Origin of the sequence: Couchioplanes caeruleus, from assembly GCF_003751945.1 — a bacterium.
GTDB classification, from domain to species: domain Bacteria; phylum Actinomycetota; class Actinomycetes; order Mycobacteriales; family Micromonosporaceae; genus Actinoplanes; species Actinoplanes caeruleus.
The window spans coordinates 2,844,875-2,860,698 of the sequence record NZ_RJKL01000001.1; the positions used below are offsets into that span (position 1 = coordinate 2,844,875).

The 15,824-nt window shown below is 72.2% G+C and carries 13 protein-coding genes; 8 read left to right on the plus strand and 5 right to left on the minus strand.

Annotated elements, in window-relative coordinates:
• The first annotated feature begins 183 nt into the window (after positions 1-183).
• Positions 184-828, plus strand: a complete 645-nt coding sequence (locus EDD30_RS12545; protein WP_071807386.1) for a hypothetical protein — start codon at positions 184-186, stop codon at positions 826-828.
• A gap of 11 nt (positions 829-839) precedes the next feature.
• Positions 840-1,751 carry a hypothetical protein gene (locus tag EDD30_RS12550; RefSeq protein WP_123678259.1) on the plus strand — a complete coding sequence of 304 codons (912 nt, stop codon included), beginning with the start codon at positions 840-842 and terminating at the stop codon, positions 1,749-1,751.
• A gap of 63 nt (positions 1,752-1,814) precedes the next feature.
• Here EDD30_RS12550 and EDD30_RS12555 read toward each other — a convergent pair whose 3' ends face one another.
• Together EDD30_RS12555 and EDD30_RS12560 are read right to left on the minus strand one after the other, a co-directional pair.
• Positions 1,815-2,294 carry a hypothetical protein gene (locus EDD30_RS12555; RefSeq protein ID WP_143163000.1) on the minus strand — a complete coding sequence of 160 codons (480 nt, stop codon included), beginning with the start codon at positions 2,292-2,294 and terminating at the stop codon, positions 1,815-1,817.
• A gap of 199 nt (positions 2,295-2,493) precedes the next feature.
• Positions 2,494-4,377 carry a M48 family metallopeptidase gene (locus EDD30_RS12560; protein WP_071809165.1) on the minus strand — a complete coding sequence of 628 codons (1,884 nt, stop codon included), beginning with the start codon at positions 4,375-4,377 and terminating at the stop codon, positions 2,494-2,496.
• 85 nt (positions 4,378-4,462) lie between these two features.
• Between EDD30_RS12560 and EDD30_RS12565 the strand changes: the two genes are divergently transcribed.
• On the plus strand, positions 4,463-5,677 hold the full coding sequence (locus tag EDD30_RS12565) for a cytochrome P450 (protein WP_071809087.1): 1,215 nt from the start codon (positions 4,463-4,465) through the stop codon (positions 5,675-5,677).
• A 118-nt stretch (positions 5,678-5,795) separates the two neighbouring features.
• Here the strand turns inward: EDD30_RS12565 and EDD30_RS12570 are convergent, their stop codons facing one another.
• Positions 5,796-6,644: an SDR family NAD(P)-dependent oxidoreductase gene (locus EDD30_RS12570; RefSeq protein WP_071809089.1), complete on the minus strand. Its 849-nt coding sequence runs from the start codon at positions 6,642-6,644 to the stop codon at positions 5,796-5,798.
• Between the two features lie 101 nt (positions 6,645-6,745).
• On the opposite strand from EDD30_RS12570, the gene EDD30_RS12575 reads away from it, so the two are divergent.
• Complete coding sequence (locus EDD30_RS12575) at positions 6,746-7,345, plus strand: CGNR zinc finger domain-containing protein (protein WP_071809091.1); 600 nt, start codon at positions 6,746-6,748, stop codon at positions 7,343-7,345.
• Between the two features lie 79 nt (positions 7,346-7,424).
• Here the strand turns inward: EDD30_RS12575 and EDD30_RS12580 are convergent, their stop codons facing one another.
• Complete coding sequence (locus EDD30_RS12580; RefSeq protein ID WP_071809093.1) at positions 7,425-8,912, minus strand: beta-N-acetylhexosaminidase; 1,488 nt, start codon at positions 8,910-8,912, stop codon at positions 7,425-7,427.
• A 255-nt stretch (positions 8,913-9,167) separates the two neighbouring features.
• On the opposite strand from EDD30_RS12580, the gene EDD30_RS12585 reads away from it, so the two are divergent.
• A complete protein-coding gene (locus tag EDD30_RS12585) occupies positions 9,168-9,974 on the plus strand; it encodes an ATP-binding protein (RefSeq protein ID WP_071809095.1) in 807 nt (268 codons plus the stop codon).
• Between the two features lie 259 nt (positions 9,975-10,233).
• On the opposite strand, the gene EDD30_RS12590 is transcribed toward EDD30_RS12585, so the two are convergent.
• Positions 10,234-11,199: a helix-turn-helix transcriptional regulator gene (locus tag EDD30_RS12590; protein WP_071809097.1), complete on the minus strand. Its 966-nt coding sequence runs from the start codon at positions 11,197-11,199 to the stop codon at positions 10,234-10,236.
• Positions 11,200-11,340: 141 nt separating this feature from the next.
• On the opposite strand from EDD30_RS12590, the gene EDD30_RS12595 reads away from it, so the two are divergent.
• From EDD30_RS12595 to EDD30_RS39050, 3 genes are all read left to right on the plus strand, one after another.
• Positions 11,341-12,441, plus strand: a complete 1,101-nt coding sequence (locus tag EDD30_RS12595; protein ID WP_071809168.1) for a magnesium and cobalt transport protein CorA — start codon at positions 11,341-11,343, stop codon at positions 12,439-12,441.
• Positions 12,438-12,944 (plus strand): GrpB family protein, encoded by a 507-nt coding sequence (locus EDD30_RS12600; RefSeq protein ID WP_170047674.1) that lies wholly within the window; start codon positions 12,438-12,440, stop codon positions 12,942-12,944. The genes EDD30_RS12595 and EDD30_RS12600 overlap by 4 nt, the downstream gene beginning before the upstream one ends.
• A gap of 246 nt (positions 12,945-13,190) precedes the next feature.
• Positions 13,191-15,704, plus strand: a complete 2,514-nt coding sequence (locus tag EDD30_RS39050; protein ID WP_071809099.1) for a lipopolysaccharide biosynthesis protein — start codon at positions 13,191-13,193, stop codon at positions 15,702-15,704.
• The last annotated feature ends 120 nt before the right edge of the window (positions 15,705-15,824 follow it).

Sequence of the window (15,824 nt, forward strand, 5' to 3'; positions counted from 1 at the left end):
CCCGAGGGGTGTACAGGACAACGCGCGCCGCGTGGACAGTTGCTTGAGGCGTCAACGACCGTCGATGAGCTGCGCACCTCCGGCAGGATACGACACGGTCGAAGGGTTTTGACCTCGCGGCGTCGAATCGGATTGATGACCCTGGTTGGGTGGGAATACCAGCGGGTGAAGAAGGAGGCGACCATGTCCCCCACGCTCGTAATCATTCTCATCGTCCTGGCGCTGCTGGTCACCGGCGCCGTCGTGTACGGCGTCCGCGCCGGCCGCCGCAAGAAGCTGCAGAACACGTTCGGGCCCGAGTACGACCGGGTCGTCGGCGACGCGGACAGCCGTGCCGCCGGCGAGAAGGAGCTGGAGGAGCGCCAGAAGCGACACGCCCAGCTCGAGCTCAAGCCGCTGTCGGCGGAATCGAAGGCGAAGTACTCTGTCGCCTGGGAAGAGGTGCAGATCCAGTTCGTGGACGCGCCCGAGCACGCCGTCTCCACCGCCGACGAGTTGGTGACCCGGTTGATCTCCGAGCGGGGCTACCCCACCGGCGACCACGACGAGCAGCTCGCCACCCTGTCGGTCGACCACGCGCGCACACTCGAGCACTACCGCGACGCCCACGCGATCAGCGAGCGGAGCAAGAGCGGCAAGGCCGAGACCGAGGATCTGCGCCAGGCTCTGGTGCACTATCGTGCGCTCTTCGCCGACCTGCTCGGCGAGAACCCGGTACACACCGAGGGCGCCGCCGCCCCGGCGTCCGAGCCGAAGGTGCCGTCCCAGAAGATCAATGACCACGACAGCGACGTCGCGGGCCACCGTCCCGACGCCACGAGCCGCTGAGGAGTGCGACGATGCGTTTCTTCTCCAACGACGCCCGCGAGTCCGCCGACGAGCAGGCGAGCGACGACCGGCCCGAGCGGGTCCAGTCGGAGCCGGTGGCGGTGCCCGGTCAGCGGCCGCCCTCCCCCTGGTCCGACGCCCCGGCCGACGTCACGCGCGACGTCTCGACCGACGACGTGCGCCACGCCCCGGACGACGACGTGCGCCACGCCCCGGACGACGACGTACGGCACGCCACCCCCGGCGACGACGAGGTGGACCGGGCGACGGACGCCGTGAACGACCCGGACCGTACCGAGATCCGCGAGCCGGACCCCGCGCCGACCGCCTTCGGCGCGTCTACCGTGGGCGGCGCGGTGGCCGCCTCCGCCGCCACCAACCCGCTTGTTGACCGGTGGCGGGCGACGGACCGCAACGCGGACACCGGCGACCGCGACGGCACGGTGGAGTCCCCGGCAGACGCCGGCACCACGACGTACGCGGGCACGACCACCGAAGAACGCGACGGCACGAAATCCGAGGAGGTGGACGTGGCGCTCGACGACCGCGGCACCTTCGACGACCCACATGTCACGGAGCAGCCCGCCGAGACCCCCGTTGCCGAGACCTCCGCCGCCGGGACACCGGCGGAAGAGCGGAAGGAGACGGCGGCGGTGACGCCGGCTCAGCCCGATACCTTCTTCGCCGTGGGGGACGCCGAGGCATTCCAGGAGCGGTGGCGCGACGTCCAGCTCCGTTTCGTCGACAACCCCAAGGAGGCGACCACCGAGGCTGCCGGCCTGGTCGACGAGGCCGTGGAGAAGCTGACCGCCAGCCTGCGGTCCCGCAAGGAGGACCTCGGCGGCGACAGCGACGACACCGAGGCGCTGCGGTTGCAGTTGCGCGGCTACCGCGACATCCTCAACCGGATCCTCGGGCTGTAAGAAGCGAGCGGAACCTCGGGCGGCAAGAAGCAGGCCGGGCGGGATGCGTGCATCCTCCCGGCCTCAGGCCTCGGCGACTTCCTCGATGTCGAGCCCGGCCGACGGCGGATCCGGCGGCGTCGGCGTGTCCGTGCTCCCGCCCGTGGGCGGAGTGGCCGGGTCCGTCGTGGGCCCCGTCGGCGGCGTGCTGGGCTCCTCCGACTCGTCGACCGGCGGCGTCGTGGACTCGGTCGGCGGGCTCGTCGGTGTCGAGGTGGACGGCGTCGGCGATGCCGAGGTCGCCGCCGGCTTCGGCTTGTGCCGGTTGCGCAGCGGCCCGGTGTTCGCCGCGGGGCCGCTGCGGACGATCTTCGCCTGGTCCTCCGGTGCGGCGCCGGCGCCGGTGCCGCCGTCGGACGAGGTCACCTCGTTCTGCTGCACGATCACCGTGGGCGGTTGCTGCGGCGTCAGCGTCGCCTCGCCGAACTGCGCGCCCAGCCACATCGCCGGTCCGAGGCCCACCGCGACGATGGCCCCGAAGAGCGCCATGGGTCCCCGCTCCATCAGCGCCCCTCCCCCCTGTCGTGGCGATCATCGCCGATCCGCGTGACGCTGATCTACCCGATTTCGCGAACGGTAAGCGAACGACACCAGTCTTTTCAGTGTGACCGCCTGTGATGGCACGACCACCGCTTCGTCGGACATGCGACCGTCCAGGGGAGAACACGGGTGGCAGGCCCGAGCGGTTCATCCGCGAACATGACTATCTGGTACGCGACAGAAACGCCACGGCCTCGTCCCAGGCCGTCCAGCCCCCGGGCAGCTCGCCGGAGTCGAACGCCGCGCGCACGCTGAGCGTCGCCCCGTCCCGCAGCCGAATGTCCCAGCTCCGCCGCTTGACCTGGGTGGCACCGGCCACGTCCGCGTACGCGACGAACCGGCTCTCCGGCGCGATGGCGGTGCGCCGCGGGATGTCGGCGGCGGCGAACTCGGCCAGCCGCCGTTTCGCGGAGCCGTTCTGCGACCGCGGCAGCCCCGGCACGAGCACCAGGCCGGTGTCGACGACCAGCACGTCCGTCCGCGCGCCGTCCACCAGCAGATTGACCACGCCGCCGACCACCTCGGCCCGCGGTTGCGCGACGCCGGTGGCCGGCCCGGCGGAGACGTCGATGCCGAGGGCGGTGAGCCGCTCCCGTACGGTCGCGACGGTCGCCGGGTCGACGGCGAGCGCGGCCAGCTCGCCGAGGTTGAGGTGTGCGCCGTCGGGCGCGACGAGCTCGGCGGTGCCGGTCCAGCTATGCCGCCACCGGGCCGCGCCGCTGCGCAGCGCCGCCAGGGCCAGCAGGAGCGTGACCAGGTCGGCGATCCGCGACGCGGTCTCGTCGGCGCTCAGATCGGGGAAGACCGACTCGGCGAGCTCGGGCAGCCGCCCCTCGGCGGCGAGATCCAGGACGTCGGCCGCGGTGGCGATCGGGTTGCCGGCCACCCGGGAGAGGGCGGTCAGGGCGACCTCGGCCTCCCGCTCCATCTCGACGACGCGCGCGGCGCCGAAGAACTCGTCCCAGCCGACCGCCGTGCGTCCCTGTGCCGGGAAGGCGACGGTCTGCAACGCCCGCCCGAGCCCGGGGAGGTCGGGAATGAGCTCCAGAGCGGCAGGTGCCTCGGCTGACGACGAATCCTCGGCCGGCGTGGCACTGCCGGGAAGCGCCGCGAGCGCCGCGAGCGCGGCGAGGCGGTCCGCCCGGGCCGGGTGGGTGTCCCACCTGGACGGCGCCGCCGGCTCCCCGGCCCGCAGCACCTCCCGGGCCCGCAGCACGGCCACCTCCTCCGCCCGGGCCGCCAACATCCGCAGGAACCCGCCGAAGACGTCCTCCGGCACGTGGCCCGCCTGCCAGCCCGGCCCCAGGTACTCGGCGTGGAAGATCCGCAGCATCCCGTCGAGGGCGGGCAGGTCGCGCAGCACGGCGGCCGCGGCGCCCGCGCCCGCGTACTCGGCCGCGATCAGGTCGGCCTGCAGCTCCTGTGCCGCGCTGAACGGTGCGTCGACCCGGCGGTAGAAGCGCGCGTACGCCCGCAGCAGCGGCCCTGCCGGGTTGCGCCGGGGAATGCGCGGCACCACCCGCCCCACGGCGATCCGCCCGCGGTAGGCGATCGGGGCGAGCCGGCCGCCTCGCGGCGAGAAGTGGCCGATCTCGTGCGCGACGGCCGCCTTCAGCCGGGCGGTGTCCCAGGCCTGCAGCAGCGGCAATCCGAGGTAGAGGTCGCGGTGACCGCCGGCGAGGCCGAGCAGGCGGGTGCGTTCGATGACCTTGACCGCGGCATCGGCCACGATCGTCAGGCGGTCGGGCGCCCGGGTTCCGGCCACGCCGGCGGCCCCGTCGAGCAGGGACCAGAGCTCGGGAGCGTCCGTACGGGTCACCGGAATGCCGACCGGCTCCGGTCGGCGCAGGTGCAGGGCACGCCAGGTCGCATACCCCATCACGCCGACCGTGGCGATGCACACCGGCAGGCCGATCCGCAGCACCGCCGCCCCGGGCAGCGTGGAGAGCACCAGCATCACGGGCGTCACGACGAGCGCGAGCTGTGACGCCGCGACCACGAGGAACCCGGCCAGCCCGGCGATCGAGGCCCACACCCGCTTCTGCACCCGGCAAGCGTAGGCGGTGACCCGCAGCGGCCCGCGCCGCCCGCCATCCGGTTTCGGCACCGGCCGGCGGGGGATGCAGGAGCGCATGGCTGAACTCGATCGGACTCTCGCTCTCGGTATCAAGGGGTACGCCTGGCTGCCCGACCTGCGCCGCCGGGCCGGCGGTGCGCCCGTACACATGCGCGTGCTGGGGCAGCCCACCCTCGGCATCTGCGGCATCGACGCCGCGGAGTTCTTCTACGGCGAGGGAAATCTCGAACGCCACACCGCGCTGCCGCATCCTGTGGTGGCGTCGTTGTTCGGCGAGGGCGCCGTGCACACCCTCGACGGAGAGGCCCACCGGACGCGCAAGGCGTTGTTCGTGTCGCTGCTGCTCGGCGACGGGATCGACGCCGTCGCGAAGCTGGCCGGGGAGGAGTTCGGCCGGGCCGCGGAGTCGTGGCGGGGCGGGCAGGCCGTCGTACTCTTCGACGAGGCGGCCCGGGCGATCGCGCGCGCGGTCGCCCGCTGGACCGGCGTCACGGTGCGGGACGACGAGGTGGACGGCCTGGCGGCCGACATGGTCGCGCTGGTGGACGGCTTCGGCACGCTCGGGCCGCGGCATTGGCGGGCTCTGGCGGCCCGGCGCCGGCGGGAGCGGTGGCTGGCCGGCCTGATTTCGCGGGTACGCCGGGAGCCCGCCGACGCCGCCGCGGACACAGCCCTGGCGCGAGTGGCACACTTCCGCGACGAGGACGGGCTGCTGGATCCGCGGACGGCCGCGGTCGAGTTGCTCAACATCATCCGGCCCGCGACGGCGGTAGCGTGGCTGGTCGCGTACGCGGAGCATGCCCTGGACCGCCGACCGCGGTACCGCGCGGCGCTCCGTACCGGTGACGAGGAATTCACGACGGCGTTCGCGCATGAGGTGCGGCGGTTCTACCCGTTCACCCCGTTCCTCGGCGGACGGGCAAGCCGTGACCTGGTGTTCCGCGGTGAGCGGGTGCCCCGGGGCACGCTCGTGCTGCTCGACGTCTACGGCCAGCACCACGACCCGGCGCTGTGGCCGGATCCGTACGATTTCCGGCCGGAGCGCTTCGCGGGCCGCACGATCGGCGAGTTCGACCTGATCCCGCAGGGCGGCGGCGACCCGCGGACGGGCCACCGCTGCCCCGGCGAGAAGATCACGATGGCGGTGCTGGGCACGCTGGCCCAGCGCCTGGCGTGGCTCGACCACTACCTGCCGCCGCAGGACCTCTCCATCGACCTGAGCCGGATGCCCGCCCGGGTCGCGAGCGGGGTCCGGCTCGTGGTCCCCTGAGAGGGTCAGAGTGCGCTTTGGTCCGGCTCCCTTGTCGTTTGTGATCCGCGCCGGGTGGCCTGCGTGCTGCGTCTCGCAGGCCACCACCACGCCACAGGTGCTGGATGATGCCGGCGCGTCAGGCGGCGGCCGCGGTGAGGTCGGTCCACGCGTCCAGGTCGCGCATCCGGGCGTTCAGCGCGATGCGGATGTTCTCGGCACTCGTTGCGCCGAGGGCCAGTCGCAGGGGCGACGTGCCGGCGTCCACCGCACGGAGGACGGCGGCAGCGATGTCCGCCGGGGCGGCGAACGCGGATGCCGGAAGCCGGCCGATCGCCTGGTGCACCGTGCGGACGGTGTGGTCGTAGTCCGCATTCGGTTCGGCGGTCTCCAGGTTTGACAGGAACGCGGTGGCCGCGAACTGCGGCTCGACGATCGTCACTCGGATACCGAGCGGGGCGACCTCGTCGGCAAGCGCATCCGAGAGCCCTTCGACGGCGTACTTGGTGGCGGACAGCAGGCCTACCCCGGGGTGAGCGGATTGGCCGTAGACGGACGATCCCTGCAGGATGTGGCCCGATCGTTGGGCGCGTAGCACCGGCAAGGTCGCACGGAGAACGTTGAGGTTGCCGAAGACGTTGGTGTCGAAGATGGCGCGTGCCTGCGCGTCGCTGGCCTCCTCGACGGCACCGAACAGGCCGTAACCGGCGTTGTTGGCCACGACGTCGATGCGATCGAATGCTTCGACGGTGCGCTGGACGGCGGCACGGACGGATGCGTCGTCGCGGACGTCGGCGGCCAGGGTGATAAGCGTGGCGTCGAACTGCTGAGCGAGGTCGTCGAGGCCGTCGATGTTGCGGGCGAGGGCGGCGACATGGTCGCCTCGCCGCAGTGCGGCGAGCATGAGCTCTCGTCCGATGCCGGAGGTGGCGCCGGTGATGAACCAGGTCTTCGCGGAAGCGGTCCGAGGCTGTGTCGTGGTGTTCATGTTGCGACCGTAACGCGTTAGAACGCAACATCCAAGGATTCATGGCAGCCTGTGTTGTGGGCAATTTCCGTTGACCGAATCCGTCCCGGTATGCTGGCCGCATGACCGACGGCATCGCGGGTGGACGTTCCGGCGCGGCGCGCAGCCCACTCGCCACTCCACCGGGGGCGGCTCTGGTGCTCGACTTCGTGAACACCAAGCCCACCGGCGGTGGCAGCCCGGAACGTCTCGGCGACGCGGAGTCCCTGGCGCAATGGCTGGTGGCATCCGGATTGGTCGAGCCCGAAGTCGTCGTCACGGCCGCGGACGCGGCCGGCGCGCGAGAGTTGCGCGACGCCCTGGTCATGGTGTTGCTCGCCCACTCCGGAGCCGAGGGCGCTCAGGGCGAGGCACTCGCCGCCGCGGAGAGACATCTGCGTCGGACCGCGTCGGTATACCCGCTGGTGCCCGTCATCACTGCTGAGGGCGCCGTCCTCACCTCCGAGCAAGCGGGAGTGCCCAGAGCCCTCGGGATGATCCTGGCGGCGATCACCGAGACCGCGGCCACCGACAAGTGGGGCCGGCTCAAGGCCTGCCGCAACCCCCCATGTCACATCGGATTCTTCGACCGCACGCGCAACGCCTCCGGCGCCTACTGCAGTTCTGGCTGCGGCTCCCAGGTCTCAATGCGCGCCCTCCGCCGACGGCGCCAGAGTCCCTGAACCCGGAGGCGTCCGCCACCGCATCATGTGATCCGCCGCCGTCCATGTAGGAAGCGGATGCTTTTCGGCCTGAAGCGACTCAAAGCCCTCCGACGCCGGAGCCGGCCCAGGGCACCTCGGGTGAGCGGTGGAAGGCGACGCCCTGGAAGGTCCAACGGGGACCGTAGGCGGCCAGCCGGCGGCGGAACGACTCCCAGTCCCGGCTGCCCCGCGGCGACCAGCCGATCTCCGCGATGGCGGGCAGCCGCGGGAAGGTCATCGTCTGCACGTCGGTCAGGCTGCGCAACGTCTCCGACCACAGCGGCGCCTCGACGCCCAGCAGGGCCTGCTCGCCGACGCCGGGGAGGCGCTCGGCCGGGTCCCACTCGTACGCCTTCCCGACGTCGAGCAGCCCCGCCCAGTCCAGCCCCAGCGGACTGTCGTCCGCATACTTCATGTCGAGGTACGTGCGATCCGCAGGCGACATGATCACTTTGCCGCCGCCGGCGACGGCCCGGGCCGTGTCGTCGTCCGTGGCCTCGATGCGCCAGAACTGGGTCACGGCCGTGGGCGGCAGGTCCGCGGCGGCCATCTCGTGCCAGCCGACCGGGCTCTTGCCGTACTTGGCCACCAGGGGAAGCACCCGCTGGATGAAGGTCCGGTAGTCCTCGGCGGTGGTGGCCTGCGCCTCGTCGCCGCCGATGTGCAGCCAGGGGCCGGGGGTGAGCGCGGCGACCTCGCGCAGCACGTCGTCGACGAAGGTGTAGGTCTCCTCCTTGCCGGCGACCAGCGAGCTGTAGCCGACCTCGACGTCCGTCCGCTGCGGCGGAGCGACCCCGTCGGCGGTCAGTTCCGGGTACGCCACCTGGGCGGCGTTCACGTGCCCGGGCATGTCGATCTCCGGGACGATGACGATGAACCGGCTCGCCGCGTACGCGACGATCTCCGCGTAGTCGTCCCTGGTGTAGAAGCCCGGGCCGGCGCCGTCCACGCCGGTGCCGTCGCCGCCGCTGATCGCGGTGAGCTTGGGCCAGCTCTCGATCTCGATCCGCCAGCCCTGGTCGTCGGTGAGGTGCAGGTGCAGGTGGTTGATCTTGAATTGGGCCAGCGTGTCGAGGTGGGACTTGACCTCGGCGACGGTGAAGAAGTGGCGCGCCACGTCCAGCATCGCGCCGCGGTAGGCAAACCGCGGCCGGTCGGCGATGGTGCCGCCCGGCAGCGTCCACCGGACCGCCTGCGGCACGGTCGCGAAGATCTCCGCGGGCAGGAGCTGGCGCAGGGTCTGCACGCCGCGGAAGAGCCCGGCCGGCGCGCCCCCGGTCAGCGCGACGCCGCCATCGGTGATCTCGAGCCGGTATTCCTCCTCGCCCAGCGACGGATCGAGCCGCAGCACGATCGCGGCCGGCCCGTCGGTCACCGGCAGGTCGAAACCCGTCGCCGGTCGCAGGATGCCGGCCAGGTACGCCGCCACCTTGCGCGCCTCGAGGGCCGCGCCGATCGCCGTATCCGCATCGAGCGTGAACCGCGCCGCCGCGTCGGGCCGCACCTCGACCGGTGCCGGAATCACATCGCCCAGTTCTCTGCTCACCCGGAAACACTAAACCCTCTTTCCAGTTTCCGGCGACCGTCCCTCACCCGGCGGAGGCGCGGGTACCCCGGAGACGGGCATGCCGGACAAGGCAGGCGCACCGCCCGGCGGTGGCCGGAATCAGCCCAGCCGTCACCGGCGGCACCGGCGGCCAATCGGCGCCGAAAGGGCGAGCCCGTTCGGGTGACCTCCCCGTTGACCCGTTGCGGTCGCGACCCGAAGACTCCGAGTACCCGGCGGTGGGAGGACCGCGCAATGCAGGAGCAATCCCCGTACCTGTTCGATCCCGGCGACGAGCATTTCAGCGTCACCGCGGACCCGGACGGCACGGTCATCGACGTCGCCGTGCGCGGGGCCTGGGCGGCGTCGCTGCACCCCGTCGTCTCGCGGACGCTGCGCAAGTGCCTCGCGGGAAGCCCGGCGGGAATCGTGTTCGACCTCAGCCGGATCGACGATCCCGGCCCGGGAGGCGTGCCGACGTGGCTCGGCGCCGTACGGGCCACCGCCGGCGCCGAGGCGAAGACCCGCATCGCGGTCTGCCTGCCGCCCGGCTCGGCGCGACCCCGGCCCGGCCGCGAGGACGCCGGCGACCTGCCGATCCACACCACCGTCGCGGAGGCCCACGCGGCCCTGGCCGGGCAGCTCTCCCCGGGCGAGGTCGTCCGGCTGAGCCTGCCGCCCGCCCCGAACTCCCCCGGCATGGCCCGTGACCTCATCGGCCGCGTCTGCCAGGACTGGGACATGTCCACGCTGCTACTGCCCGCGCGGGCGGTCATGTCGGAACTGGTCACCAACGCGGTCGAGCACGCCGGGACGTGGATCGACATCGCGGTCTCGCGCCGGGGGACGACGCTGCACATCGCCGTACGGGACCGGAATCCGGAACTGCCCCGGGTGCTCGAGCTGGCGCCGGTGCGCGGCGGCCTGCCCCTCGACGAGCGCGGGCGGGGGCTGCGGGTGGTGCACGCCGACTCCACGGCCTGGGGCGCACTGCCCACGGCGGGCGGCAAGCTGGTCTGGGCCACGGTCCGCGACCGCGCCGGACGGCCACGCCGCTGGTAGGCGCGACGGCACCCGGGTATGCCGTGGCTCACAAACGATTTCCGCTGCTCAGCGCACCACTGTGGACTAATCTGCGCGAAAATGTCACAGGGTCCCGCTAGGGTTTCCCCATGCGGATCGGCGCCACGGGGGCGCCGATCCGCGCCTGCCTCAGCCTGCCCACGCCTCGGCCGCGGGGCCGTCGGCGGCCGGGACGCCGCCACAAACCACGCCCGTCAGGAGTACGCCTCCGCGACGAATGCTTCCCATGCGGGCGTCCTCAGGTCGTCGAGGCCGGGGCGCCTCGGAGCAGGGCCTGCGCGGTTTCGCGGGCGCGGGCGTGGAGCTCCGGCGGTGACTCGATCGTGAAGTCCGCGCCCAGCACGCCCAGGATCATCACCGGCCAACCCAGGTCGTCGACGCTCATGCGCATCCGGCAGCTCCGCTCGGCGACCGGCTCGACGGCGGCCCAGTGACCGACCTGGCGTCGCACCACCTCGGCCGGCGCGCCGATCAGCACCGATACGTCGTAGCGGTTGGGCGCGCCGGCCAGGCGGGTGCGCATCCAGGCGACCGGGTCGCCGCCGGGGATGTCGCGGGGGCGGAAGCGGGCACCGGTCAGTGCGGGCTTCGTCAGGCGGTCGACGCGGAAGCTGCGCCAGTCGCCCCGGTCCAGGTCCCAGGCGATCAGGTACCACCGGCGACCCAGCGACACGAGCCGGTGCGGTTCGACGTGCCGGGTGTCTCCCTCGCCGTCGCGGGGACGGTAGTCGAAACGCAGGCGCTCCTCGCCCCGGCAGGCCATGGCGATCGTGGTCAGGGTGGTCGCGTCGAGGACCGGGCCGCCACCGGGGACGGCCGGGGCGGTCGCCGCCTGCAGGGCGTCGATGCGGCGGCGCAGGCGGGGCGGCAGAAGCTGGATGACCTTCGCGAGGGCGCGTACCGATGTCTCCTCGAAACCCGCGACGGCGCCGGCGGCGGCCGTCCGCAGGCCGACCGCGATGGCGACCGCCTCCTCGTCGTCGAGCAGCAGCGGCGGCACCGCCGCCCCGGCCTGGAGCTGGTATCCCCCGGCGACACCGCGGGCGGCGTCCACCGGATAACCGAGGTCGCGGAGCCGATCGACGTCGCGCCGCAGGGTGCGCGGGCTGACCTCGAGCCGCTCGGCCAGTTCGGCGCCCGGCCAGTAGCGGTGGGTCTGCAGCAGGGACAGCAGCCGGAGCATCCTCGCGCTGGTGTTCGCCATGAGCCCAGATTCCCCTCCCTTGCGGCCAGAAAATGACCTTAATACCCAGCGTCATACCGGGCGTGCAGTGCGTTGCGTGCGGGCGCCTTCCGGATACCGTCGGTGCCGATCATCGTCATCGACGGGCGGGAGGCGCTGGGAATGCTGGGCTGGCGGCGGGAGCCGTACCTGATTCCGCGGACGCTCGGGCGCATCATCGAGGGCCTGAGCCGTCCGGAACCGGCCGTGCCACGGCAGCGGCGCCACAATCCCGGCGCCGTCGTGGACTGCGCCGTCTACCAGGGTGGTCGTCGCCGGCCCGGCGGCTCGCACTACGCCGAGGCCGCCCGGATCGCGCGGCGGCACCGCGGCGCGTTCGTGTGGCTCGGGCTGCACGAGCCCGACGAGGCCACCATGGCCGCCGTCGCCGAGGTGTTCGGCCTGCACGAGCTGACCGCCGCGCAGGCCGCCGACCCCGGGCACCGGCCCGCCGCCGAGACGATCGGCGACGTGACCCGGCTGGTGCTGCGAACCGCGCGCTACGTGGAGCACGAGGAGCTGACCGAGTCCTCCGAGGTCGTCGACACCGGGGACGTCACGGTGCTGCTCGGGCCCTCCTTCGTGATCACCGTGCGGCACGGGGCGGCCGGCGCGCTCGCCTCCGTACGGCGAGACCTGGAAGGCCGACCCACACTGCTCGAGACGGGCCCGTGGGCGGTCGCGTACGCGGTCTGCGATCGGATGGTCGACCTGTATCTGGAGGTCGCCGGGCATGTCGAACACGACCTGGAGGCCCTGGAGAGCGTCGCCTTCGCGGCGGACAGATCGCCCGAGATCGGCCACATTTACCAGTTGAAGCGCGAGATGGTGGAATTCAAACGCGCGGTGCTGCCCCTGCAGGAGCCGCTGCACCGACTTCTGGACCGCGGGGTGGTGCCGGAGGCGGTGTATCCGTACCTTGTGGACGTACGGGGTCGCCTTGCGCGTGCCGTGGAACGGGTCGCCGCCTTCGACGACCTCCTGAACTCGATCCTTCAGGCCCGGCTGGCGCAGGTCTCCGTGGACCAGAACAACGACATGCGCAAGATCGCGTCGTGGGCCGCCATCGCCGCCGTGCAGACGGCCCTCGCGGGCATCTACGGCATGAACTTCGCGGTCATGCCCGGGCTGAACTGGAAGTACGGCTACCCCGCCGTCATCGGAGTCATGCTCGTCGCGTCCCTGCTGCTGTATCGGAGGTTCAAGAAGGTGGGCTGGTTGTGACGATCGCGGAACCGGACCCGCGCTGGGCCGAGCTGGGCCGGCAGGCGTGCGTGGCGCTGGCACCCCTGTTCACCGCGATCGAACACATCGGCAGCACCGCGGTGCCGGGCCTGCCCGCCACGCCGGTGATCGACCTGATGGCCGCCGTCGACGACCTCGACGACGTGAACGACGACGCGCTGGAGACGTTCGGTTACCGGATGCACCCGGCAGAGCTGCCGGACCGGCTGCTCTACCGGCGCGAGGACTACGACAGCACGGCGTACCACCTGTACGTCGTGACCACCGACACCTGGGACACGCGCAGCGAGCGACTGCTGCGTGACCACCTGCTCACCCATCCGGGGGCCCGCGAACGGTACGCCGCCGCCAAGCAGGAGCTGATGGACCGATTCGGCCCAGGAGAGGCGTATACGCGGGGTAAGGAGGCACTGATCCGAGAGTTGACCGATGCCGCCCGCGCCGGGCGAGGTCTCCCGCCGGTTCCGGTAAGGGAAAAATAGTCCCAGGTCACATCCGTCCCAAACCTCCGCCGTTCGGTCCCGGCCCAGTCCCCCGGACCGCACCTTCTCCACTCCGGACGGCATCCCGGATGTGCCCCCCTTTGCCATGGTCGATCAACACGTCCAGTTACTACCGTTGCGAGTCGATCACTGCAACTGGGGGCGGTAGTAGTGGAAAGCACCGTAACTGAGGCCGTACCGGAGAGCCTTGATCCCGGTCCTGAGGGACCGGGCCGCACGGGGCTCGTGGCTGTTCTGCGCGGGCACCTCGACCTGTTCGTGAACGCCGGCTCGCTGATGGCGACCACGGCGCTCACCTCGCTGTTCGGATTCGCGTACTGGTGGCTCGCCGCGCGGACCGCGCCGGCCGAGGCGGTCGGCCAGGCGTCCGCGGCGGTGTCCGCGATGACCCTGATCGGCACGATCGGGATGTTCGGCATGGGCACCATGCTGATCTCGGACCTGCCCGGCCTGAAGGGCCGCAAGTGGGAGCTGATCTCCACCTGCCTGCTCGTCGCCGGCAGCGCCGCGACGCTCGGCGGGCTGATCTACGTCGCGCTGGCTCACTTCGCCGCACCCGGCCTGCGCGACGCGCTCGGCGGTACGCCCGCGACCGTGCTGCTGATCTTCGGCATCGCGCTCAACGCGATGACGCTGGTCCTGGACGAGGCCCTGGTCGGCCTCCTGCAGGGGCCGATGCAGCTCATGCGCAACGCCTGGTTCTCGCTGCTCAAGCTCGCGCTGCTCGGCGCCGTCGCGCTGCTGCCGATCACCCTGACCGGCGGAGAGCTGCTGCTGACCTGGGTGGCCGGGATGGTGCTCTCGGTCGCGATCCTCGGCCGGGCGCTGCGCCGCAAGGGCATGATCGATTCGGTACGCCCCCGCGCCTCGCTGCTGCGGGGCCGGGGCCGGTCGACGTTCGACCACAACCTGCTGAACCTCGCGACGTACCTGCCGCGGGCGGCGCTGCCGCTGGTCGTCACCGCCGTACTGTCGGCCGAGGCCAACGCGGCGTTCTACACCGCCTTCATGGTGCTGTCGTTCCTGGCCATGGTCCCGGGCAACGTGGCACTGACGCTCTTCGCGGTGGCCAGCGGCGACAAGGCCGCCCTGCGTTCCAAGGTCCGGATGGGCCTGCTCATCTGCCTCGGTGGCGGCCTGCCCGTCTCCCTGGTGGTCGTGCTCGCCGCCAAGCCGATCATGTCGGTCTTCGGCGCGAGCTACGCGGAGGCGGCCGGTTCCGCGCTGGCCATCCTGGCACTGACCTACGTGCCGTTCGTCTTCCACCACTTCTTCCTGGCGATCTCCCGGGTGCAGGGCACGGTCCGCGGCGCCGGCATCTTCGCGGTGTTCGCCGGGGTCGCCGAGATCGCCGCCGCCTGGTACGGCGGCAGCCGCGGCAGCCTCACCGACCTGGTCACCTGGGTGGCGCTGGTGATGGCGGTGGAGACCGTGCTGGTCGCACCGACCGTGTTCCGCGTCGTCTTCGCCACGGCAGTCCCCGAAGGAGAGAACATCATGTCGAGCACCAGCCTGACCCTGCGCGAGCGCGCCTGGCTGCCGCTGGAGTACATCCGTACGGTCGGCCCGCTGACCGGAGTGACGGCCGAGCGGCTGCGCGAGGCGCTGATCGGGCTGCACGCCGCCGACCCGACGCACCGCGCGGTGTCGCGCCTCGATCGCAGCGGCGCCCGCTGGCTGCACATGGACGCCGCCGCGTTCGCCTCCTACGTCCGGGACGCCGTGACCGACCTCGGCAACGGACCGGTCGACTTCGACGCGATGACCCGGCAGTTGCAGGCCGAGCCCCGCGCCCACCACCCCGTGCGCATCCTGGCCGGCGGCGGATACGTGGCGATGAAGGTGGCGCACGCCTACGGCGACGCGGGCCCCGTGAACACCCTCCTCCGGGAGCTGGTGCGCGCGGCCGGCGAGCAGCGCGCCGCGGTCATCGAGCCCTCGCTGCGGCACCGCTGGGCGCTGCCCAAGGCCTGGTGGAAGCAGTTCGGCACCAAGCCGGGCCGGTGGAAGCAGGGGCTGAGCTTCGCCCGTCCGCCGCACGTGGAGCAGGGCGCGACGCAGCCGTGGACCGCGAACCTGACCGTCGAGACGGCCCGCTCGGCGGACGTGCTGGGCAAGATGCGGGTCTGGCGCGACGAGCACGCCCCCGGCGTGACCACCTCGGCGATCACCTTCGCGGCGTTCACCGCGGCGCTTCAGGAGGTGGGGCTGAACCCCGATCTGGCGGGCGGCACGTTCCTGGCCGACGCGCGGCGCTACGTCGACAAGGGCGTCAGCATCGACAGCAACTTCTGCCAGGGTCCGTACCTGGCGCCGCCGAGCCTGACCGACCCGCAGGCGATCCACACGACGCTGAAGGCGGAGCTGGCCACCGGCCGGATCTTGACGATGATGCTGCTGCGCGAGGGCAAGATCCTCGTGACCGGTGCGCCCGGCATGCCGGACCCGTACCCGACCGAGGCGCCGGCGGCGCCGCGGCCGCGGCTGACCTTCAGCAACCAGGGGCGCCACGACGTGCTCGCCGACCTGCCGTGGACGGTGGAGGCGGCCGGCCGGGTGAACCAGAGCGTCCCGACCCTCAACGGTCCCGAGGGCATCACGCTGACCACCTCCGAGATGGGTGGCGTGCTGCATCTCGAGGCCACGTTCCACGCCTCGACGTACGACCCGGCCGTGGTGGCCCGGGCGCTGCAGCTCGTCTGCACCGACCCGGCCGCACTGATCATGGCCTCGCGGTAGAAGACGTACGCGCGGCCGGCCGCCCCCGCCGGCCGCGCGTATCCCCGCTCAGTGCCCGGGGTACGCCGCGAGGACCGGCAGGGTGAGCCGGAAGCTCTTGACCTTCGCCTCGTCGGTCCT